Source organism: Telluria sp. B2, assembly GCF_051789535.1.
Taxonomy (GTDB): domain Bacteria; phylum Pseudomonadota; class Gammaproteobacteria; order Burkholderiales; family Burkholderiaceae_D; genus Telluria.
Genome location: NZ_CP196525.1, coordinates 3,685,519 through 3,705,070 on the forward strand (window position 1 = coordinate 3,685,519; position 19,552 = coordinate 3,705,070).

Genomic DNA, 19,552 nt, shown 5'->3' on the forward strand with positions numbered 1-19,552 from the left:
CACCATTCCCCGGGCCAAAAGTTGACCCGCCTCAAACTCAAGGAGCCGCTGTGCTAGCGGCGCATCACTCCGCGCAGGCGCAGTTCCGTGTGCCCCAGGTCCATCATCTTCCAGCGGCCGCCCCAGGTCAGGCCGAGCTGTTCCGCCACTTCGCCGTAGAGCTGGTAGCCGCGCATGGCCCAGGGATCCTTCTCCGATATCACCAGCTTGCCGTCGCGCCAGAAGGCGCAATCGGCCGCCAGGCCATACTGGTGCCAGCTCTGGAAGGCGCGCGCATTGGTGACGGCGCCGCCCATCTGCGCCAGCTGGTCCTGGCGCGCCGGGCTGCGGTAACCCTCGAGCAGGGCCATCTCGTAGCCGTGCTTTTCCTTCATGATCTTGAATGCCAACAGCAGCCTCTGGCTGAAGTCCGGATGCATCAGGCCCCAGTTGCGGCTGGCGTTAACCAGCATCGGCCGCACCAGCACCACTTCCTGGGTCGTGAAGGCCAGCGGCGGCGGCGCCACCGGCGGCACCAGCTGCTCGCCCTGCAGCAGGGCGGCGATCTGGGCGTCCGGCAGCGCCTCGACCGGCTGGTAATCGGGCAGCATGTCGGGGGAACGCATCACCAGCGCCAGCAACGAGGGAATCGCCACCACCGGCACGCCGATCGCCAGCACGATCCAGTTGCGCCGCGCCAGCTTGAGGGCCTTGTTGCCGAAAGTGGCAAGATCGCGCCGCAGCGCGGCCGGCCGGGGCAGGCGCTCGCCGCTCCAGCCTGGAGGGCGGCGCGCCAGGCGCAGGCGGCTGCGCAGGTTGAACACGAGCTGGCCCACCATCGCACGTCCGGCCGGGAACAGGGCCAGCCAGATCACGGTGCAGGTGACACAAAAGTACAGAAGTGCGAGAAAGATCAGCATGGCTTTCCCCCAGATTGTTTCTAATCGGATTGAAAACGCAATCTTAGGAGTAATGCCGTGCGCCCTACAGACGAAAATCAAGCAGCCTCGACACGACCGAACCTGATGTCGTCGCGCCGTACCGCCGGCGAGGAAAACATCCTTGCCATGCTCGAGCGCGACTCGGCCCGGCGCGTGGGCGGACGCATCTCGAGCCCACGCCTGGCCTGGTATTGCACCGCGGCCGCGTTCGCCGGCATCCTGGTCGGTGTCGTCGCCTGGCTGGCCTACGACAACCACACCACCGCCACGGCCATGCAGGTCGAAGCCGAGCGCGTCGTCGAAAATCCGGCGCCGCCGTCCCCGCCCGCACTGTCTCCCGAGGCGGCCCCGCCCGAGCCTGTACCTGTGCAGCTTGCCGAAGCGCCGGCCGCCGCCCTCATCGTCGACCAGCCGCAGGACCGGCCTGCCGGCCCACCGCCGCTGGTCATGCTGCCGCCGGAAGAGACCAGCGCCGCGAAACCCGCGGTCCAGGTCAAGCAGGCGCCGCCCGTGCCGAAGGCCGAAGCGGCAAGCTTGCCGAAGCCGGCGCCGGCACCGAAAACCGCCAGCGTGGAGAGCGCGAAGAAGACGGAGAAACCGGCGAAGGTCGAGAAGGCCGACAGGACGCCGAAGCCTGCCAGGGCCGTCAAGGCGGAGAAAGCCGGGAGAACCGACAAAGCCGAGAAAGCCGGGAGAACCGACAAAGCCGAGAAAGCCCAGCGCCCCGCGGCGCGCGCCGCCAAGCCGCCGGCCCGCACCGCCGTTGCCGACAAGACATCGGCGCGCAACCGCAAGAACGCGCAGGCAAGCAGCGCCGACACCGCGGTCGACAACGACGTTGCCCTGATCTCGGCCATCATCCAGCACTCGGAGCGCCATCGTGGCGAGCGTGCGCCGGCGGCAGCGTGCACAGGCGCGAAATGCCCGGCGCCACCGCCCAAGCCCTGATGTGGCAAAAAACCACGGCCCAAGGGTTTCGTCGCTGAAACTGCTGGGCCGATGACACGGCGTGGCGCTATACTGGATAGAAGCACAGTGTCGCGTCTCGCAATGAACAGGGTTCTGGAAAACGAGTTTTATTACCTGGACAATTTCCAGGGCGTCCTGGACTGGATCGGACAGCGCTACGACGACCTGCTGACCGACGAGGAACGGGCTTTTATCGCAGCATTTACCGCGCTGCCGCAGCCGGCGCGCGCCCTGTTCGTGCGCATGGTCATGCGCAAGGGCACGCTGTTTCGCGCCAGTAAGCTGCGCTACGCCGAGATCGGCTGCCCGGTCGAGGCGGCCCAGCACCTGCTCGCCACCGGCTGGGTCGAACGCGATCCCGTCATCTCCCTCGACGAATTGTTCGACCTGCTGGCGAAACCCGAGATCGCCGCCGCCTTCGGCCCCCATCTGCATCAGAAGACCGCAAGAAAGGCCGAGCAGCTCGAAGCGCTGCGCGCCGCATTCGCCGACGACCGCGCCTTCTCCGCCTGGCACCCGGACTGCGACGACCTGGCCCTGCGCATCCACGTCAAGCCGCTATGCGACCGCCTGCGCCTGGTCTTCTTCGGCAACCTCCACCAGGACTGGACCGAGTTCGTGCTGTCCGACCTGGGCCTGTTCCGCTACGAACAGGTCGAGTTTTCGACAGCCTCGCGCGGCTTTCGCGACCGCCGCGACATCGACCACTACCTCCAGATGCACGCCTGCAAGGAGCGCTTCGCCGAGGGCCTGGAGCCACTGGACGACATCGCGCGCGACCTGCCCAGCCACGCCTTCCACAACGACTGGCTGGAAAGCCGGCGCGAAAAGCTGCTGTTCCAGATCGGCCAGCACTACGAAAAGCAGAAGGACTGGGAGAATGCCCACGCGCTGTTTGCGCGCTGCCGCTTTCCCGGCGCCCGGGGACGGGCGATCCGGGTACTGGAAAAGGCCGAACGCTACAACGAAGCCTGGGAACTCCTGAGCGCGGCCCAGAGCGCGCCGGAGAGCGACGCCGAGCGCCAGCACCTGCTGCGCATCGGGCCGCGCCTGGCGCGCCGCCTCGGCCACCCGAAGACCATCGCGCGGCGCATCGAGCCCGTCCGCCTCGACGTCTGCCTGCCGATGCCGGCGGGCGACTGGTGGGTCGAGGGCGTGGTGCGCGAGCACCTGGCCTGCGAGGAGGCGCCGGTGTTCTACGTCGAGAACGTGCTGGCCAATGCGCTGTTCGGGCTCCTGTGCTGGCGCGCCATCTTCGCGGCCATCCCGGGCGCTTTTTTCCACCCCTTCCACCGCGGGCCGGCCGATTTGTACAGCCCCGACTTCGCCCAGCGCCGCGCCGCCGAATTCGCCGATTGCCTGGCCCAGCTGGACGACGGCCGCTACCGGACGACGATCATGGCGTACTTTGTCGAGAAGGCCGGCATCGCCTCGCCTTTCGTCGCTTGGGACTATCTCGACGGCGCGCTGCTCGAACTGGCGCTGGACTGCATTCCGGCCTCGCACCTGAAGAAGTGGTGCGAACGCATCCTCGCCGACGTCAAGGAAAACCGTACCGGCTTTCCCGACCTGATCCAGTTCTGGCCGCACGAAAAACGCTACAACATGATCGAGGTGAAGGGCCCGGGCGACCGCCTGCAGGACAACCAGCTGCGCTGGATCGAGTACTGCGCCGCCCACGCCATGCCGGTCTCGGTGTGCTACCTGCAGTGGGAGCAGGCGGCTTGAGCGAGGCCGCGAGCAACGACGCGAACTGCAGCACGCGCTACACCGTCGCCGTGCGTGCGCTCTGCGAATTCACCGCCAAGCAGGGCGACCTCGACCTGCGCTTCACGCCCTCGCCCACCGCCCAGGAAGGCATCGCCGGCCATGCGGTCGTGACGGCCCGCCGCGGCGCAGGCTACCGCACCGAGGTCTCGCTGTCCGGCGACTACGGCCCGCTGCATGTGCGCGGCCGTGCCGACGGCTACGATCCGGACGAAAACCTGCTCGAGGAGATCAAGACCTACCGCGGCCAGCTGTCGTCGATGCCGGAGAATCACCGCCACCTGCACTGGGCCCAGTTGCGCGTCTACGGCCACCTGCTGTGCGTGGAACTCGGGATGGACCAGGTCAACCTGGCCCTGGTCTACTACGAGATCGGCAGCGGCCTGGAGACCGCGCTGCGCGAAACCCGCAGCGCCGCCGAGCTGCGGGCGATGTTCGAAAAGCAGTGCCGCCGTTTTGTCGCCTGGGCCGAGCAGGAGCTGCGCCACCGCGAGGCGCGCGACGCCGCCCTGGCCGCATTGCGTTTTCCCCATCCCGCTTTCCGCCCGGGCCAGCGCCAGCTCGCCGAGACCGTCTTCAAGGCCAACAGCGCGGGCCGCTGCCTGCTGGCCCAGGCGCCGACCGGCATCGGCAAGACGGTCGGCAGCCTGTTCCCGGTGCTCAAGGCCGCACCTGGCCAGCGCATCGACAAGGTCTTCTTCCTCGCTGCGAAGACTCCGGGCCGCCAGCTCGCGCTCGACGCAGCGGCCACCATCCGCGCCGCCAGTCCTGCCCTGCCGCTGCGGGTGCTGGAACTGGCCGCGCGCGACAAGGCCTGTGAGCATCCGGACAAGGCCTGCCAGGGCGAGTCCTGCCCGCTGGCCAAAGGCTTCTACGACCGCCTGCCGGCGGCACGCGCCGCGGCGCTGGACGTGCCGGTGCTGGACCGCGCGGCGCTGCGCGAAGTCGGCCTGGCGCACGATGTCTGCCCCTACTACCTCGGCAGCGAGATGGCGCGCTGGAGCGACGTCGTCGTCGGCGACTACAACTATTATTTCGACGGCAGCGCCATGCTGTACGCCCTGGCCCAGGCCAATGGCTGGCGCGCCAGCGTGCTGGCCGACGAGGCGCACAACATGGTCTCGCGCGCCCGCGCGATGTACTCGAGCCAGCTCGACCGCGCAGCCCTGCGTCTGGCCCGTGCCGCCGCGCCCGCCCCCGTCAAGAAGACCCTGACCAAGGTCGCGCGCGCCTGGGGCGAGATGGATGTGGACGCGCCCGCCGCCTACCAGGTCCTGGCCGCCCTGCCGGAAAAGCTTCTCTCCGCCCTGCAGGGCGCCACCAGCGCCATCAACGACCACCTCGCCGAGCAGGCCGTGCCGCTCGACCCGGCGCTGCAGGACTTCCATTTCGACGCCCTGGCGTTCCAGCGCCTGGCCGAATCCTTTGGCGAGCATTCGCTGTGCGACGTGTCCCGCGCGGGCAAGGACACATCGATCAGCATCCGCAACGTGGTGCCGGCGCCCTTCCTCAAGCCGCGTTTCGAGGCCGCGCATTCGGTGACGCTGTTCTCGGCCACGCTCAGCCCCTGGCATTATTTTGCGGACCTGCTCGGGCTGCCCGAGAACACCGGCTGGATCGACGTCGAATCGCCCTTCTCGGCCGGCCAGCTGAAGGTAGGAATCGCGGCGCACATCTCGACCCGCTACCAGCACCGCACCGCGTCGCTGGCGCCGATCGCGCAGCTGATGGCGCGCCAGTACGCGCAACAGCCCGGCAACTACCTGGCCTTCTTCAGCAGCTTCGACTACCTCGAGCAGGCCGCCGAGCAGTTCGCCCGGGAGTACCCGGAGGTGCCGATCTGGCGCCAGGAGCGCCGCATGAGCGAGCCTGAGCGCGCAGCCTTTCTCGAGCGCTTCGAGCCGGATGGCCGCGGCATCGGTTTCGCGGTGCTGGGCGGCTCCTTCGGCGAGGGCATCGATCTGCCGGGCGCCCGCCTGATCGGCGCCTTCGTCGCTACCCTCGGCCTGCCGCAACTGAATCCGGTCAACGAGCAGCTGCGCGCACGCATGCAGGCCATGTTCGGGGCCGGCTACGACTACACCTACCTGTATCCCGGCCTGCAGAAGGTCGTGCAGGCGGCGGGACGGGTCATTCGCACCGAGCAGGACCGGGGCGTGGTCTACCTGATCGACGACCGTTTCGACCAGCCCGCGGTGCGCGCCCTGCTGCCGCGCTGGTGGCAGGTCGAGCGCCTCGCTACATCAGGTTCCTGAGTTTCTGGTAGCCGCTGCGGGACACCGGAATCCGCTTGCCGTCCTTGAGCACCGCGCACCAGCTGTCCTTGGTTGGTGCCTCGATACGCGCGATTGCGCTCACGTTCACGATATAGGAACGGTGCACGCGCAGGAACAGCCCGGGATCGAGACCCTGTTCGAGTTCGGCCATGCGCCCGTTCTTCAGGTGCGCCTTGCCGGCGGCATGGATCTCGACATAGTCGTCCTGGGCCTCGATCCACTCTATGTTCTCGGCAGGCACCACGTGTACGCGCGCGCCGTCGCGCACCAGGACCCGCGCCAGGGGCCCGTTGCGGCGCGCCGCTTCGGCCGCCACCGCCTCGACCGCTTCCCGGGGCGTGGCGCGGCCGCGCGCACTGTCCAGGGCCTGGGCCAGGCGCTCGCGGCTGAAGGGCTTGAGGAGGTAGTCGATCGCCCGCACCTCGAAGGCCTTCAGCGCGAACTGGTCGTAGGCGGTGACGAACACGTAGCGGGTGCGCGCGCCGGCCAGCTCCACCACCTCGAAGCCGTCGAGTTTCGGCATCTGGATGTCGAGGAAGACCAGGTCCGGATCCAGCTCGCCGATCGCCTTCACCGCTTCGAAGCCGTTCGCGCATTCGGCGACGATCTCGATATCCGGGTGCGGCGCCAGGTACTCGCGCAACAGCGCGCGCGCCAGGTGTTCGTCGTCCACGATGATGACACGCATGTTCCCTTCTCCGTTAGGTGGTGGCTGCCGTTGCCGGCTCGTCGATCGCCGGCAGCGTGAGGTCGACGCGAAAGTGCTGCGCTTCGCGCGTCCAATGGATGCTGGCCTCGTGGGCGTAGGTCGCCGCCAGGCGCTCGCGCACGTTGGCCAGGCCAATGCCGCAGCCGGCCGCGGGGCTCGCGGTCTCGCCCCTGTCGGTATCGTCCTCGTCGGCGTCGTTCTCGACACGGATGCGCAGCATCGAGCCGGCCCGTTCGGCCGCGATACGCACCGCACCGCCGTCGAGACGCCTGCCGATGCCGTGCTTCACCGCATTTTCGACTAGCGGCTGCAGGATCATCGGCGGCACCAGGCAGCCGCACGCATCCGCCCCCACCTCGTCCTCGAAACGCAGGCGCGGGCCGAAGCGCACCTGCTCGACCGCGAGGAAGGCGCGCACCAGCGCGATCTCCTGGGCCAGCGGCACCTTGCGCTGGGCATCCATGCCCAGGCTGCGGCGGAAGAAGTCGGACAGCTGCAGAGTCATGCCGCGCGCCGCCGCCGGGTCGATCGTGGTCAGCGCGCTGATCGAATTGAGGCTGTTGAACAGGAAGTGTGGATCGATCTGGGTGCGCAGCATGCGCAGCTGGGCTTCCTGGGCCGCCAGCTTCATCTCCAGCTCGCGCCGCTCGAGGTGGCGGGCGCGCTCGAACTCCAGCGCCAGGTACTGGCCAACCGCCGTCAGCCCGTACAGGATCACGCCCAGGCCGAACATCAGGGCGGCAAACGGACGCGTCACCGCCAGCGGACCTGGCGCCGACTCGCGCAGCAGGTCGCTCCAGCCGCTGCCTGCCGCGGTCCACAGCGCGCTGGCGCACACCGCCGTGCAGGCGAACACCGGCAGCACCGCGTACCAGGGCTTGCCCGCCAGCGGATAGGCGCGGCACAGGTAGTAGGAAGAAAAGCCGCTGGCGCAGCCATAGACCAGTGCCAGCGGCAAGGCGAACAGCAGGCCCTCGCCCCAACGGCTGCCCGTGGCGGCCACGATCAGGCCCGCCAGCATCAGGCCAAGCAGCAGCCAGGCCGCCAGGTAGAGCGCGATGCTGCGGCGCGCGAACATCAGTTACGCACCTCGACCCCGCCCATGATCGCGTAGCCGCGGATCACCAGGCGCTTGCTGTTATCGGGCGGCGCCGTGGTCTTTTCGTCGAAGCCGCCCATGATCGGAGTGCCCTGCAGGACCACGGTCCAGTCGGGCGGGCACTTGATCGTTACGCCGCCCCAGAACGCGAAGACGTTGATCACCGCTTCGCCGGATGCGATCGAGGCGCCGCGCATGTCGAGCGTGCAGCCGCCCATCACCGCGGTCACTTCGCCGCCGCGGAAGTCCTGGCTGTGCACGCGGCGCTCGAAGCCGCCGAGGATGGCCGTCACATCCAGCATCTGCGTGTCGTTGACCGGCGTGCCCGTGCCCAGCTTGTCGTCGACCACGCCGTGGGTTGCCACGCGCTGCCCGCTCATCGCCCGGTACACCACCATGGCGCCGGCCACGATCAGGACCAGCGGCCAGGCCATGCGCCAGCTGACGTCGATGATGCCGAGCCGGTTCAGGATCATCGCGGTACCGATGCCGATGCCGGCAAGGCCGACCAGGTAGCCGTTCGGCGTCGAGGTATCGAGCAGCTTGGCGAAGCCGGCAAAGATGAAGACCAGCGGCCAGAAGGAGAGCGCGTGGTGGATCTCGATGATGTCGAGGTTATCGAGCAGGAACAGCAGGCCGACGGCGATCACGAGCAGGCCCATCAGCACCTGGCTGGTCATGCCGCGTTGCGCGCGGCGCGCGCGCCGGGCGGAACGCCGGGACTCTTTTCCACCGCTTTCTTCGATACTGTCCTTAAACATGGTCCTTCTCCTTCGCGGACGGGAAGCGGCGCGCGATCACGGGCCCGAGCACCAGCTGCAGTCCCCACATCAGGATGAAGAGTGGCCAGCTGTTACGAAAGCTCAGGCCCAGGAAACCCTCGGACACCGCGAACAGCCACAGGCCGATGAAGACCAGCCACAAGCCGTTGGTGAATTCCCTGGCGCTCGGGTAGCCGATGGTCTGGTTGATGCCGGCCACTACCAGCAGCAACGGCCAATAATGCCATAGCTCGTCGGCATCGGCGATGTCCATGCGGTCGAGCAAGAAAACCAGGCCGACCACGATCAGGACCAGCCCCCACATCATTTGCTTGCGTTGCCTGTAGCTGCTTTCGGTACCCATTGCTTCCTCCGTGTTGTGATGTAAACACGATAACGGGACCGGCGGCAGGAGGAAAGCCTCTTTCGGCGAACGACGGTATGGAAGCGGTGAATGGCGAAGACTTCGGCGAACGGCGGAGGCAATCGTTCGGCAACGCCCCGGGACGAGAGCCCCGGGGACCGGCGATGCAGGCGAGCATGGCCTCTGTGGGCCGCAAAGCCGGTGGATCGGGAAGGCAAAAAAAGCCCGCCTCGAAGGGCGGGCGGGATGCGTTCGCTGGCGCTGCTCAGAAGGCGGCGGACAGGTTCATCGGTGGCTGGTTCTTGACCTGGTTGCGGTATTTGGCGCGGGCCGCAGCCTGCTTGACGGCTTCGCGCGCGATGTTGGTGCGGCGAATTTCGAGGCGTTCCTGCTTGCCGCGGTGCTGGGCTTCGTGTTTGTTCCCGATTTTCTTGGTCATGACCTTCTCCTCTGTTGAAACGATTGCTCGCGCATTCAGGAGCGGTTGGTCGCCATCTTGATATCCGCCGGCATCAGCATTCCCCACCCGAGCTGGCGCCGGATTTCTTCCGGCGTGGGTGGCGGCTTCGGATCGCGCGAACGCCGTTCGAGGTATTCGCGTACCAGGTGCTTCGGTGGATTCTTCGTCATGACAGACATGGCGCCTCCGTTTGCGCTCACCGCCGCCCCATGGCGACGACGTGGAATCTGGTGCCGATCCTCGAGGCGACCGGCTAACCTGTTGAGATATTTGACGTCCGCCGGATGAATCGCAGGCGTCTCACTCACACGGTTTCATGATAGCGGCGCCTGTGCGCCGCTACCGTTAAGTGCCGCACACTGTGCGCCACAACCCAGCCGTTTCCGGTGCCGTAAACGAAAAAAGGGGAGCCGAAGCTCCCCTCCTCATGCTGCGCGAGGCGTCATCAGAACTTGTACTTCAGGTTCAGGTAGAACTGGCGGCCGCTCACGTCCAGCTTCTGCTGCTCTTCTTCGCTATAGCGATAGTAGGCGCGCTTGACGTTGGTCAGGTTGGTCGCGTCGAAGGACAGCACCAGCTGCGGGGTGATGTTGTAGCTGGCGTTGAATGCCAGCGTGGTCACCGGTGCGGCCATGGTCGGCGCGGTCGGCATCAGGACACCGTTGATGGTCGACATGCCCTGGCTGTTGGCGGTCGGCGACGGCGCGGTAGTGCTGTTCACGTACTCGCCGCGGTAGTTCGCCACCAGGCGCGCCGACAGCTTGTCGTTCTCGAAGTACAGGCCCAGGTTGCCGGCCCACTCGGACGCGCCCACCATCGGACGGCCGTCGTCGACCTTGGTCTTGGCGCGGCTGACGTTCGAGGTGAAGCCCCATGGCGAGCTGCCGAACGGCTGCTCGTAGGCCAGCTCGATGCCGGTGATCTTCGCGCCCTGCTGCGACGAAGTGTTGATGAAGAAGGTCTTCACCACCTGGTCGCGCGGGTCGGTCAGTTCGATCGTCGAGGTGCCGACGGTGCCGGTCTTCACGTAGCCGTCGATCTTCGAGTGGAACACACTGGCCGTCACGGCCGAACGGAGCGCGAAGAACCAGGACCAGGACAGGTCGACGTTATCGGAGGTCAGCGGACGCAGGTCCGGATTCGGACCCGTGACCTTGCAGCCGCTGGCGTCGCAGCCCGGGGTGCCGAAGCCGCTGCCCAGCACGTTGTAGTTCTGGCGGCCGATGGTGCGGCTCGCGCCGAAGCGGGCGATCATGTCCGGCGTGATCTCGTAGCGCAGGTTCAGGCTCGGCAGGAAGTTCTTGAACACCTTGTGGGTCGGCGTCTTGTAGTACATCGTGCCGGCCAGCGGGTTGAACGGCACGCCGTCGTAGTAGGCAGTGGCGTCGCCGGCGGTGGTGATGGCGCCCGGATAGGCCGCGCAGACGGTGGCCGGCTGGCCCGGCTCGGTACGCAGGCAGGTGCGCGGGTTCGGGATCGGGGTGGCGATCTGGGCGTCGACTACGGTACGCACGTAGCGCACGCCGACGTTACCCGACCACGGTCCGTTTTCCAGGTTCGCCATCAGGTAGCCCGAGCTCTGGCGCTCGCGCATGTCGATTTCCGAGCTGACGCGACGCTCCCATTCCGGGCTGGTTTCCTTCGTGTTGGCCGCGATGTAGGCCTTCAGCGCTTCCGGCGTGTAAGTGAAGCCGGTATTGTCCCACCAGCCGCCACCCAGGCCATTGCCGAAGTTGCCCGGATAAGGCTGCCAGCCTTCGGTCGGGGTCGCGGTCGGCTGGATGATCTTGCCGTTGGCGTCGAAGGTATAGGTCAGCGGCGTGCGGAAGGCCGGGCCCCAGCGGCCGCTCTTGCGCTTGTGGTCGGCGTGGCGCAGGCCCATCTCCAGGGACTGGACCCAGGCATTGTTCAGCTTGTACTCGGCATCGACCTGGCCGCTCATTTCCTTGTCGGTGGTGCGGATGCCCGAGGCGGTGCGGCCGACGATCATGTAACCGCTGCCGTCCGGGTTGATGCCGGGCTGGTTCAGGCCGGCGCCATGGTACTTGACGTAAGGCGCCTCGTGCAGGCCGCCCATGGCATATGAGACGCCGGTGCCGTAGCGAGCGAAGGTGGTGCCCTGGTCGAGGTCGGTCTTGCCGACGCCGCGGGTGGTCGAGAACAGGCCCTTCAGGGTCAGGTCCGGGGTCACGCGGTACTTCGCGTCCAGGTCCAGGAAGGAGCTGGTCGCCTGTGCGCCGTCGCGGTAGAAACCTTCCGAGTTGCCGACGTATTGGGGCGTGGTGCCGTCCGGGAACACGATGTCGGCCGCCTTCAGTACCTTCAGCTCGTGGCCGTACATGGTGCGCTCCGTGACGATCACCGGGTTGCGGATCTGGGCATAGACGCGCTGGCCATTCGAATAGGTGTTCGGCGACGAGGCCGCGGTGCCACCCAGCGGCTCGTTCTTCCCGAGCAGCATCGAGTACATGGCGCCCGAGGTCAGGCGGCCATTGTTGTTGGCGTTCATCGACGAGTGGAAGCCGGTCATGGTCACGTCGAAGTCGGCGTTCGGCTTGAACTGCATCGAGATCATGCCGCCCTTGCGGTCGCGCACGGACTCGACGAATTCCGAACTCATCGAACCCGGCAGGCGCACGCCGTTCAGGTCGGCCGCCGTGTAGCCGGTGCCGGCCAGCGAGGCGTCGGTGATGCCGAGCATGGTCGCGGTGTTGATCACGTCCCAGCCGCTGCTGGTGCCGTAGGCGAAACGCGAGACCGAATCGCGGCGCACGTAGCGCTTCTCGGCGAAGCCCTGGGCGATGATGCCAAAGGTGCCGGCCTCGTTCTTCCAGTTGACCGAGGCGTTCAGGTCCGGCGCCGCCTTGTCGGGCAGTTGCGCATAGCTGGCGCCCAGGCTGACCACGCCCGACAGGCGCTCCTTCTGCGACAGCGGCTTGCGGGTGGTGACGTTGATGGTACCGGCCAGGCCGCCGTCGACGATGTTGGCCTGCGAAGTCTTGTATACCAGCGCCTGGTTCAGCACCGATGACGGCATCAGCGACAGGCTGGTCGAGCGCGAGCTCGAACCCTGGTCGCCGACGTACCAGTCGCCGCCGGAGACGGTATGGCCGTTGAACAGGATCAGTGACATGTCCGGGTTGGTGCCGCGCATCGACACCTTCTCGGCTTCATCGTAGTCGGTACGCACTGCCACGCCGGCCAGACGCTGCAGCGAATCAGCCAGGTTCTTGTCGGGCATCTTGCCCACGTCTTCCGCCGTGATCACCTCGACGTTGGCGGTAGCGTTCTTCTTGACGCTGAGCGATTTGGCCATCGAGGCACGGATACCCGTGACCTCGACGGTCTGCATCGGGGCTTGGGCCTCGGCGGTCTGCGCCATGGCCGGCAAGGCGGTCAGGCTGAACATCGCCATCGAAACGGCGGCCGCCAGCGGCTTCTGCTTGAACATGATCTCTCTCCTGGTATAGATATTGGTGTGATGCACGGCAGTCGGTTCGCTGCCATATTATAAGTATTATCTATAAGCAAATATTTTGGACAATCACTTGTCGTCTCACAACTATAACTTGAAGGAATGTACACAGCGAGCAACAGACGGTTATAGCCGCATCACGAATTTTCATTATCAAAATGGCTCGGACCGCGTTAGCGTCCTGATTTTCGCCACCCAAGGACCCCACCCATGCGTTTCGCCTGCCTGCTCCTCGCCGGCGCCGCCCTCGCCGGCTGCGCCACCCCGCCTTCCCCGACCGTGCAGCCGGCGCCAGCGCCGCTCGCGACCATCCTGCAAAAGCAGATCTACCAGATGAGCCCGAGCGAGGCCGGCCGTTACGTGGCCTGGCAGCACGAGGCCGAGCCGGACTTGCGCAAGCGCATCGCCGCCATCGGCCGCAAGAACATCGGTCAGCCCTACATCCTGAATCTGCTGGGCGAGTTCCCGTTTGAGGTACACGACAACCTGCCGCTGTTCAGCCTGGATCACAGCGACTGCGTCGTGTTTGCGGAACACACTTACGCAATGGCGCTCTCGCGTTCATGGGAAGAGTTCTTCTGGATGCTGCAGCGCATCCGCTACAAGGACGGGGTGATCGGCGTGGCCACGCGCAACCACTACACGGAACTGGACTGGAACGTGTCGAACCGCTGGCTCGTCACCGACATCAGCGCCGAACTGGCCGGCGCCAATGGACCTGTCTACGACATGCGGGTGGACCGTGCGCGCTTCCTCAGGACGCGCCACAACACGGTGCGCGACATTCCGGTCGAGACCAGCCGCCAGGCCTTCGTGCCGAAGGAGCAGGTCGCCGGCATCGCCAGCCAGCTACAGGAAGGCGACTTCGTGAACGTGATCTCGACCAGAAACGGCGAGCACTGGGCCTCGCACGTGGGCCTGGTGGTGCTGGGGCCGAACGGGGAACGCCACTTCCTGCACTCGGCGGAACCGAAGGTGCGTGAAGAAACCTTCGAATCCTTCATGGCGCGCGCGGCCGAGCGCGAAGCGAAGAACGCGCGCGAAGGCCGGCAGGGCCAACGCCTGGCCGGCTTCAAGTTCCTGCGCCTGAACGACAACATCGTGGTGCCGCCAATGGCGCCGCAACCGCGTCCGGGGACCTGACGCATTTTCAGGGGGCGCTGCCGCGCGCTCCGCCATATCGCCAGCGCATCTCCACCCATCGCCGCTGCACAGTCCGCCCGCCCTACGGGCGGATCCTTCCTCCTGCCGTATCCGCCGCGACATCTGCCGCCCCTTCTTCCCGACTCCGTCGCGGATGCGCCACGCCCCTGCCGGATGCCCTTCTTTAGCAGCAATCCAAGGCGCAGGCTCATGCGCATTTAATTTCCTTTAATAAATTAATTGCTTGTCGAACGGAAATCTATTGCCGAGTAAAAGCCGATTTATTTCCTAATTACATTTCTTTAATTAAATGAATCTTGAATTCCGTTTTAATTCGGAATTCCCGGTTGAGCGGGGTCAAACTCATCATTCCGAGGGACCGCGATAATAAACTTACTCAGCAACGGTTAGTCTAATCGTCGCCCAGATTCCACTTATAGCCTGACTATTTCCAACGAAATTCAATTTCAGTCCTTGCCCATTTAGTTTGTTTGCGCATCGTCTTTATCGCTCCTTCTGCAACCCATCTGACGAGTTACGCGATCCCATGCCCACTTTATCCGCCCGAGTATTAAGCCAGTTTTGCGCAGGAATGGTATCGCTGCATCGCACTGCCAAAATAGCGCTGATGATTGCCATCGATCTGGTGGCATTGCCTTTGTGTTTTCTCGTCGCCATGTTATTGCGAGGTGGCGATATGAAACTTGCCTCGAATTACGCCCCCGCCTCCTATATTATTGTGGCGCTGGTGACGATTGCCGCCTTTTCGATGTCCGACCTGTATCGCGCCGTCATTCGCTTTATCGACGGACGCCTGTTAAGCACCACCGGATTTGCGCTCGGCATTGCAGTGTTATGCGCTTATGTCGTGTCGTTCGCCATGAATGACACGATGTTCCCGCGCAGTGCGCTCGCGATCTACTGGTTCATCGCTTTCTCGTATGTTGTCGCTTCCCGTATCGGCATGCGCAATTTCCTGCGCAGCCACAGCACGCGCCGCCCCGCCTCCGACGCCGTCGCGATTTACGGAGCCGGCGAAGCTGGCGCACAGTTGGCGCAAACGATGCGCAACAGCGACGAATACCGCCCGGTCTGCTTCTTCGACGACAAGCGCGCCCTGATCGACCGCACCATTGCCGGCCTTCGCGTCTTCCATACCGACCGCCTGGCCGACCTGGTCACGGCCCACGGCATCCGCACCGTCGTCATCGCCGTGCCGGCCATGCCCGCCGAACGTCTGCGCGACATCATGCAGCGCCTGGCCGGCGCCGGCGTTACCACCAAGATCCTGAGCCGGCTGGTCGACCTGGCCGACGACCGGACACGCCCGCGCGACTCGATCCGCGAGCTGAAGTTCGAGGACCTGCTCGGCCGGCCGCCGGTACCGCCCCGCCTCGACCTGTTTGCCCGCTGCGTACGGGGCAAGACCGTGCTCGTGACCGGCGCCGGCGGCTCCATTGGTAGCGAACTGTGCCGCCAGATCGTCACGCTCGGTCCGACCCGGCTGCACCTGCTCGACCACTCCGAGTACGCGCTCTACACGATCCGCCAGGAGCTCGTCACCCGCTTTCCCGACCTGCGCATCGACGCCCATCTCGGCTCGGTCTGCAATGCCGAGCTGCTCGAGCGCATCCTGTCCGACGGCCACGTCGATACCGTCTACCACGCCGCCGCCTACAAGCACGTGCCGTTGGTCGAGTCGAACATCGTCGAAGGCCTGCGTAACAACGTGCTCGGCGCCCAGGTCGTGGCGACGGCCTGCGCCGCCCACCAGGTCGAGACCTGCGTGCTCATCTCCAGCGACAAGGCCGTGCGTCCGACCAACATCATGGGCGCCAGCAAACGCATCGCCGAGCTCATCTTCCAGGCTGCGGCGGCCCGGCAAGGCACCAAGACCACCTTCTGCATGGTCCGCTTCGGCAACGTGCTGGGGTCGTCCGGCTCGGTCATTCCATTGTTCCAGCGCCAGATCGCCCGCGGCGGCCCGCTGACGATCACACATCCGGAAGTGTCGCGTTATTTCATGCTCATTCCGGAGGCCGCGCAGCTTGTGATCCAGGCCGGCGCCATGGCCAAGGGCGGCGACGTCTTCGTGCTCGACATGGGAGAGCCGGTACGGATCGTCGAGCTGGCGCGCACGCTGCTGGCCATGTCGGGCCTGACCGAGAAGACACCGCAGAACCCCGATGGCGACATCGAAGTGAAGTTCGTCGGCCTGTTCCCGGGCGAAAAGCTGCACGAGGAATTGCTGACCGACGGCACGGTCTTCCCCAGCGAGCATCCGCGCATCATGCGCATGAAGGAGAACGCACTGCGCCCGAGCGTGCTGGAAACCTGCATTACCTGCCTAATGATGGCCTGCGAAACCCATGAGCGCGGCATGATCGAGTCGATGGTCAAGGCCATCGTCAGCGAATACACGCCCCAGCTTCCCAACATCGCACCGGCCCAGGTGCCCGAGCCCGAGCCCGAACCTGCGCGGCTCAGCCTGATCAACAAATTCGTGCCGTTCCGGATCTAGACGGCCCCCGTAGCACCCACCCCACCTTACCCCACTGTTGGCGAGGATATACATGCGCGACGAACACCAATCGGCCCACCTGCAGCAGCTCATGGCCAAACTGCGCGACCGCACTGCGGTCATCGGCATCATCGGACTCGGCTATGTCGGTCTGCCCCTTACCCTGCGCTACGCGGCCGTCGGTTTCCGCGTGCTCGGGATCGACATCGATGCGACCAAGGTCGACAAACTCAACCGCGGCCAGAGCTATATCGAGCACATCCCGGCTGCCGAAATCGCGTCGGCGCGTGCGGCCGGCTTCGAGGCGACCACCGATTTCACCCGCGCCGGCGAGCCCGATGCGCTGATCATCTGCGTGCCCACCCCGCTGAACGCCTATCGCGAGCCCGACCTGTCCTTCGTGCTCGACACGACCGATGCCCTGCTGCCCTTCGTGCGCCCCGGCCAGCTCGTCTCGCTCGAAAGCACCACCTATCCCGGCACCACCGAAGAAGAACTGCGTCCGCGCCTCGAGTCGCGCGGGCTGGTCGTCGGGCGCGACATCTTCCTCGTGTTCTCGCCGGAACGCGAAGACCCGGGCAATCCGCATTTCGAAACGCGCACCATCCCAAAGGTCTGCGGCGGCAGCACCGCCGCCTGCCTGGAGGCCGGCGTCGCCCTGTACGGAACCGCGATCGACCGCATCGTGCCGGTCAGCTCGACGCGCGCGGCGGAACTCACCAAGCTGCTCGAGAATATCCACCGGGCGGTCAACATCGGCCTGGTCAACGAAATGAAGATCATCGCCGACAAGATGGAAATCGATATCCACGAGGTGATCCGCGCCGCCGCCACCAAGCCCTTTGGCTTCACGCCCTACTATCCGGGCCCGGGCCTGGGCGGGCACTGCATCCCGATCGACCCCTTCTATCTCACCTGGAAGGCGCGCCAGTATGGCCTACACACCCGCTTCATCGAACTGGCCGGCGAGATCAACAGCGACATGCCGCACTGGGTGATCGGCAAGGTGACCGATGCGCTCAACCAGCGTGGCCGTTCGGTGATGGGCAGCCGCGTGCTGGTGCTGGGCATCGCCTACAAGAAGGACGTCGAGGACATGCGCGAGTCGCCTTCGGTCGAGCTGATGGAAATCCTGCGCGACAAGGGCGCCCATGTCGACTACTCGGATCCGCACGTGCCGGTCTTCCCCCGCATGCGCGAGCACCGCTTCGACCTGTCCAGCGTGGCGCTGACCCCGGATTCGCTGGCTTCCTACGACCTGGTGCTGCTGGCCACCAGCCACAGCGCTTTCGACTACGACATGATCCGCCGCTACGCCAACCTGATCGTCGATACCCGCGGCGTCTACCTCGAACGCCTGCCCCACGTCGTCAAGGCCTGAGCCGCTACCGGAGAAGATCATGCGCAACTATCCCCCTGCCATCCTCGACCGCAAGATCCGCTTTGCCCTGGTGGGCTGCGGCCGCATTGCCAACAACCACTTCGGCGCCATTCGTGAGCACCGCGACCGCTGCGAACTGGTCGGCGTGTGCGACATCGACCCGCGCGCCCTTGCCCAGGCCGCCGACAAGACCGGCGCCGAGGCCTACACCAGCCTCGACGCCATGCTCGACCGCTGCGACGCCGACGCCTTCATCGTCACTACCCCGTCCGGCCTGCATCCCGAACAGGCGGTCCGGATCGCGAACGCCGGACGCCACGTGATCACCGAGAAACCGATGGCCACCCGCTGGGAGGACGGCAAACGCATGGTCACCGCGGCCGACGCCGCCGGCGTGCGCCTGTTCGTGGTCAAGCAGAACCGGCGCAACGCCACCCTCCAGCTGCTCAAGAACGCCGTCGAGAAAAAGCGCTTCGGCCGCATCTACATGGTGAACCTGAACGTGTTCTGGACCCGGCCCGACGAGTACTACAACAGCGCCAAATGGCGCGGCACCTGGGAATTCGACGGCGGCGCCTTCATGAACCAGGCCAGCCACTATGTCGACCTGATCGACTGGATCGTCGGTCCTGTCGAAAGCCTGCAGGCCTATACTGCCACGCTGGCGCGTAACATCGAGGTCGAGGACACCGGCGTCATCAGCCTGCGCTGGCGCAATGGTGCGCTCGGCTCCATGAATGTCACCATGCTTACCTATCCGCGCAACCTGGAAGGCTCGATCACCATCCTCGGCGAGCACGGCACGGTGCGCATCGGCGGGGTGGCCGTGAACGAAGTGCAGCAATGGGAATTCGCCCACCCCGACCCGGACGACGACAAGGTGCACGAAGCCAGCTACCAGACCACCTCGGTCTACGGCTTCGGCCACCCGCTCTACTACGACAACGTCATCAAGGTGCTGCGCGGCGAGGCCGAGCCCGAAACCGACGGGCGCGAAGGGCTCAAGTCGCTCGAGGTGCTGGTGGCCGCCTATATGTCGGCGCGCGACGGCAAGCGTGTCGCGCTGCCGCTGGAGTACTGATCATGGACCGGCACAGCCTCGAAGGGCAGATCCACGCCAGCGCCATCGTCGACGCCGGCGCCACCCTGGGACCCGGCACCCGCGTCTGGCATTTCGCCCACGTCTGCGGCGGCGCGCGCATCGGCGCCGCCTGCTCGCTCGGCCAGAATGTCTTCATCGGCAACGACGTACAGATCGGCAACCGGGTCAAGATCCAGAACAACGTCTCCGTCTACGACGCGGTTACGCTGGAGGACGACGTGTTCTGCGGCCCCAGCATGGTGTTTACCAACGTCCACAATCCGCGCGCGGCGGTGGAGCGCAAGAGCGAGTACCGCCGCACCCTGGTCAGGCGTGGGGCGACGATCGGCGCCAACGCCACCATCGTCTGCGGCGTGACGGTCGGCGAATATGCCTTCGTCGGCGCCGGCGCGGTCGTCACCCGCGACGTGCCGGCCTTTGCCCTCATGGCCGGCGTGCCGGCGCGCCAAATCGGCTGGATGAGCCGCCACGGCGAGCGCCTGCCCCTGAGGATCGGCGGCAACGGTGAGGCGCGCTGCCCGCACACGGGCGACCTCTACCTGTTGCAGGACGGCGTCTGCATGCTGGTGCCGCGCACGGAAAACGGCGCACCCCAACCCTGAACT

At 65.8% G+C, this 19,552-nt stretch carries 16 protein-coding genes; 8 read left to right on the forward strand and 8 right to left on the reverse strand.

From position 1 onward, the window contains the following. Nucleotides 1–53: 53 nt before the first annotated feature. A complete protein-coding gene (locus ACSUZJ_RS16375) occupies nucleotides 54–899 on the reverse strand; it encodes a M15 family metallopeptidase (RefSeq protein ID WP_499409913.1) in 846 nt (281 codons plus the stop codon). Between the two features lie 105 nt (nucleotides 900–1,004). On the opposite strand from ACSUZJ_RS16375, the gene ACSUZJ_RS16380 reads away from it, so the two are divergent. The 3 genes from ACSUZJ_RS16380 (at nucleotide 1,005) to ACSUZJ_RS16390 (ending at nucleotide 5,911) form a co-directional block, all read left to right on the forward strand. Further along, complete coding sequence (locus tag ACSUZJ_RS16380) at nucleotides 1,005–1,868, forward strand: hypothetical protein (RefSeq protein WP_499409914.1); 864 nt, start codon at nucleotides 1,005–1,007, stop codon at nucleotides 1,866–1,868. Between the two features lie 102 nt (nucleotides 1,869–1,970). Further along, nucleotides 1,971–3,617 (forward strand): VRR-NUC domain-containing protein, encoded by a 1,647-nt coding sequence (locus tag ACSUZJ_RS16385; RefSeq protein WP_499409916.1) that lies wholly within the window; start codon nucleotides 1,971–1,973, stop codon nucleotides 3,615–3,617. After that, the gene (locus ACSUZJ_RS16390) at nucleotides 3,614–5,911 is read left to right on the forward strand and encodes an ATP-dependent DNA helicase (protein ID WP_499409917.1); all 2,298 of its coding nucleotides are present in this window, start codon (nucleotides 3,614–3,616) and stop codon (nucleotides 5,909–5,911) included. The genes ACSUZJ_RS16385 and ACSUZJ_RS16390 overlap by 4 nt, the downstream gene beginning before the upstream one ends. On the opposite strand, the gene ACSUZJ_RS16395 is transcribed toward ACSUZJ_RS16390, so the two are convergent. The 7 genes from ACSUZJ_RS16395 to ACSUZJ_RS16425 form a co-directional block, all read right to left on the reverse strand. Continuing rightward, nucleotides 5,895–6,620 carry a LytR/AlgR family response regulator transcription factor gene (locus tag ACSUZJ_RS16395; protein ID WP_499409918.1) on the reverse strand — a complete coding sequence of 242 codons (726 nt, stop codon included), beginning with the start codon at nucleotides 6,618–6,620 and terminating at the stop codon, nucleotides 5,895–5,897. The genes ACSUZJ_RS16390 and ACSUZJ_RS16395 overlap by 17 nt on opposite strands. 13 nt (nucleotides 6,621–6,633) lie before the next feature. Next, nucleotides 6,634–7,719: a sensor histidine kinase gene (locus tag ACSUZJ_RS16400; RefSeq protein ID WP_499409919.1), complete on the reverse strand. Its 1,086-nt coding sequence runs from the start codon at nucleotides 7,717–7,719 to the stop codon at nucleotides 6,634–6,636. Further along, the gene (locus ACSUZJ_RS16405; protein WP_499409921.1) at nucleotides 7,719–8,501 is read right to left on the reverse strand and encodes a LiaI-LiaF-like domain-containing protein; all 783 of its coding nucleotides are present in this window, start codon (nucleotides 8,499–8,501) and stop codon (nucleotides 7,719–7,721) included. Before ACSUZJ_RS16405 ends, ACSUZJ_RS16400 begins: the two co-directional genes overlap by 1 nt. Then, nucleotides 8,494–8,865, reverse strand: a complete 372-nt coding sequence (locus ACSUZJ_RS16410) for a LiaF transmembrane domain-containing protein (protein ID WP_499409922.1) — start codon at nucleotides 8,863–8,865, stop codon at nucleotides 8,494–8,496. The genes ACSUZJ_RS16405 and ACSUZJ_RS16410 overlap by 8 nt, the downstream gene beginning before the upstream one ends. A gap of 265 nt (nucleotides 8,866–9,130) precedes the next feature. Beyond that, nucleotides 9,131–9,304 carry a hypothetical protein gene (locus ACSUZJ_RS16415; RefSeq protein ID WP_499409923.1) on the reverse strand — a complete coding sequence of 58 codons (174 nt, stop codon included), beginning with the start codon at nucleotides 9,302–9,304 and terminating at the stop codon, nucleotides 9,131–9,133. 35 nt (nucleotides 9,305–9,339) lie between these two features. Next, on the reverse strand, nucleotides 9,340–9,495 hold the full coding sequence (locus ACSUZJ_RS16420) for a hypothetical protein (protein WP_499409924.1): 156 nt from the start codon (nucleotides 9,493–9,495) through the stop codon (nucleotides 9,340–9,342). A gap of 275 nt (nucleotides 9,496–9,770) precedes the next feature. Continuing rightward, on the reverse strand, nucleotides 9,771–12,776 hold the full coding sequence (locus ACSUZJ_RS16425) for a TonB-dependent receptor (protein WP_499409926.1): 3,006 nt from the start codon (nucleotides 12,774–12,776) through the stop codon (nucleotides 9,771–9,773). A 234-nt stretch (nucleotides 12,777–13,010) separates the two neighbouring features. Between ACSUZJ_RS16425 and ACSUZJ_RS16430 the strand changes: the two genes are divergently transcribed. The 5 genes from ACSUZJ_RS16430 to ACSUZJ_RS16450 all read left to right on the forward strand — a co-directional run bounded on the left by ACSUZJ_RS16430 (nucleotide 13,011) and on the right by ACSUZJ_RS16450 (nucleotide 19,549). After that, a complete protein-coding gene (locus ACSUZJ_RS16430; RefSeq protein ID WP_499409927.1) occupies nucleotides 13,011–13,943 on the forward strand; it encodes an N-acetylmuramoyl-L-alanine amidase-like domain-containing protein in 933 nt (310 codons plus the stop codon). A 697-nt stretch (nucleotides 13,944–14,640) separates the two neighbouring features. Next, nucleotides 14,641–16,464 (forward strand): polysaccharide biosynthesis protein, encoded by a 1,824-nt coding sequence (locus ACSUZJ_RS16435; RefSeq protein ID WP_499409928.1) that lies wholly within the window; start codon nucleotides 14,641–14,643, stop codon nucleotides 16,462–16,464. Between the two features lie 52 nt (nucleotides 16,465–16,516). After that, complete coding sequence (locus ACSUZJ_RS16440) at nucleotides 16,517–17,845, forward strand: nucleotide sugar dehydrogenase (RefSeq protein ID WP_499409929.1); 1,329 nt, start codon at nucleotides 16,517–16,519, stop codon at nucleotides 17,843–17,845. Nucleotides 17,846–17,864: 19 nt separating this feature from the next. Next, entirely contained in the window at nucleotides 17,865–18,926 is a 1,062-nt protein-coding gene (locus ACSUZJ_RS16445) for a Gfo/Idh/MocA family protein (RefSeq protein ID WP_499409931.1), read from the forward strand. Nucleotides 18,927–18,928: 2 nt separating this feature from the next. After that, nucleotides 18,929–19,549: an acyltransferase gene (locus tag ACSUZJ_RS16450; protein WP_499409932.1), complete on the forward strand. Its 621-nt coding sequence runs from the start codon at nucleotides 18,929–18,931 to the stop codon at nucleotides 19,547–19,549. The last annotated feature ends 3 nt before the right edge of the window (nucleotides 19,550–19,552 follow it).

Bases quoted from the DNA above. Each gene is read 5' to 3' on its own strand.
- ACSUZJ_RS16375 (WP_499409913.1), bottom strand. From the start codon at position 899: ATGCTGATCTTTCTCGCACTTCTGTACTTTTGTGTCACCTGCACCGTG.
- ACSUZJ_RS16380 (WP_499409914.1), top strand. From the start codon at position 1,005: ATGTCGTCGCGCCGTACCGCCGGCGAGGAAAACATCCTTGCCATGCTC.
- ACSUZJ_RS16385 (WP_499409916.1), top strand. From the start codon at position 1,971: ATGAACAGGGTTCTGGAAAACGAGTTTTATTACCTGGACAATTTCCAG.
- ACSUZJ_RS16395 (WP_499409918.1), bottom strand. From the start codon at position 6,620: ATGCGTGTCATCATCGTGGACGACGAACACCTGGCGCGCGCGCTGTTG.
- ACSUZJ_RS16400 (WP_499409919.1), bottom strand. From the start codon at position 7,719: ATGTTCGCGCGCCGCAGCATCGCGCTCTACCTGGCGGCCTGGCTGCTG.
- ACSUZJ_RS16405 (WP_499409921.1), bottom strand. From the start codon at position 8,501: ATGTTTAAGGACAGTATCGAAGAAAGCGGTGGAAAAGAGTCCCGGCGT.
- ACSUZJ_RS16410 (WP_499409922.1), bottom strand. From the start codon at position 8,865: ATGGGTACCGAAAGCAGCTACAGGCAACGCAAGCAAATGATGTGGGGG.
- ACSUZJ_RS16415 (WP_499409923.1), bottom strand. From the start codon at position 9,304: ATGACCAAGAAAATCGGGAACAAACACGAAGCCCAGCACCGCGGCAAG.
- ACSUZJ_RS16420 (WP_499409924.1), bottom strand. From the start codon at position 9,495: ATGACGAAGAATCCACCGAAGCACCTGGTACGCGAATACCTCGAACGG.
- ACSUZJ_RS16425 (WP_499409926.1), bottom strand. From the start codon at position 12,776: ATGTTCAAGCAGAAGCCGCTGGCGGCCGCCGTTTCGATGGCGATGTTC.
- ACSUZJ_RS16430 (WP_499409927.1), top strand. From the start codon at position 13,011: ATGCGTTTCGCCTGCCTGCTCCTCGCCGGCGCCGCCCTCGCCGGCTGC.
- ACSUZJ_RS16435 (WP_499409928.1), top strand. From the start codon at position 14,641: ATGAAACTTGCCTCGAATTACGCCCCCGCCTCCTATATTATTGTGGCG.
- ACSUZJ_RS16440 (WP_499409929.1), top strand. From the start codon at position 16,517: ATGCGCGACGAACACCAATCGGCCCACCTGCAGCAGCTCATGGCCAAA.
- ACSUZJ_RS16445 (WP_499409931.1), top strand. From the start codon at position 17,865: ATGCGCAACTATCCCCCTGCCATCCTCGACCGCAAGATCCGCTTTGCC.
- ACSUZJ_RS16450 (WP_499409932.1), top strand. From the start codon at position 18,929: ATGGACCGGCACAGCCTCGAAGGGCAGATCCACGCCAGCGCCATCGTC.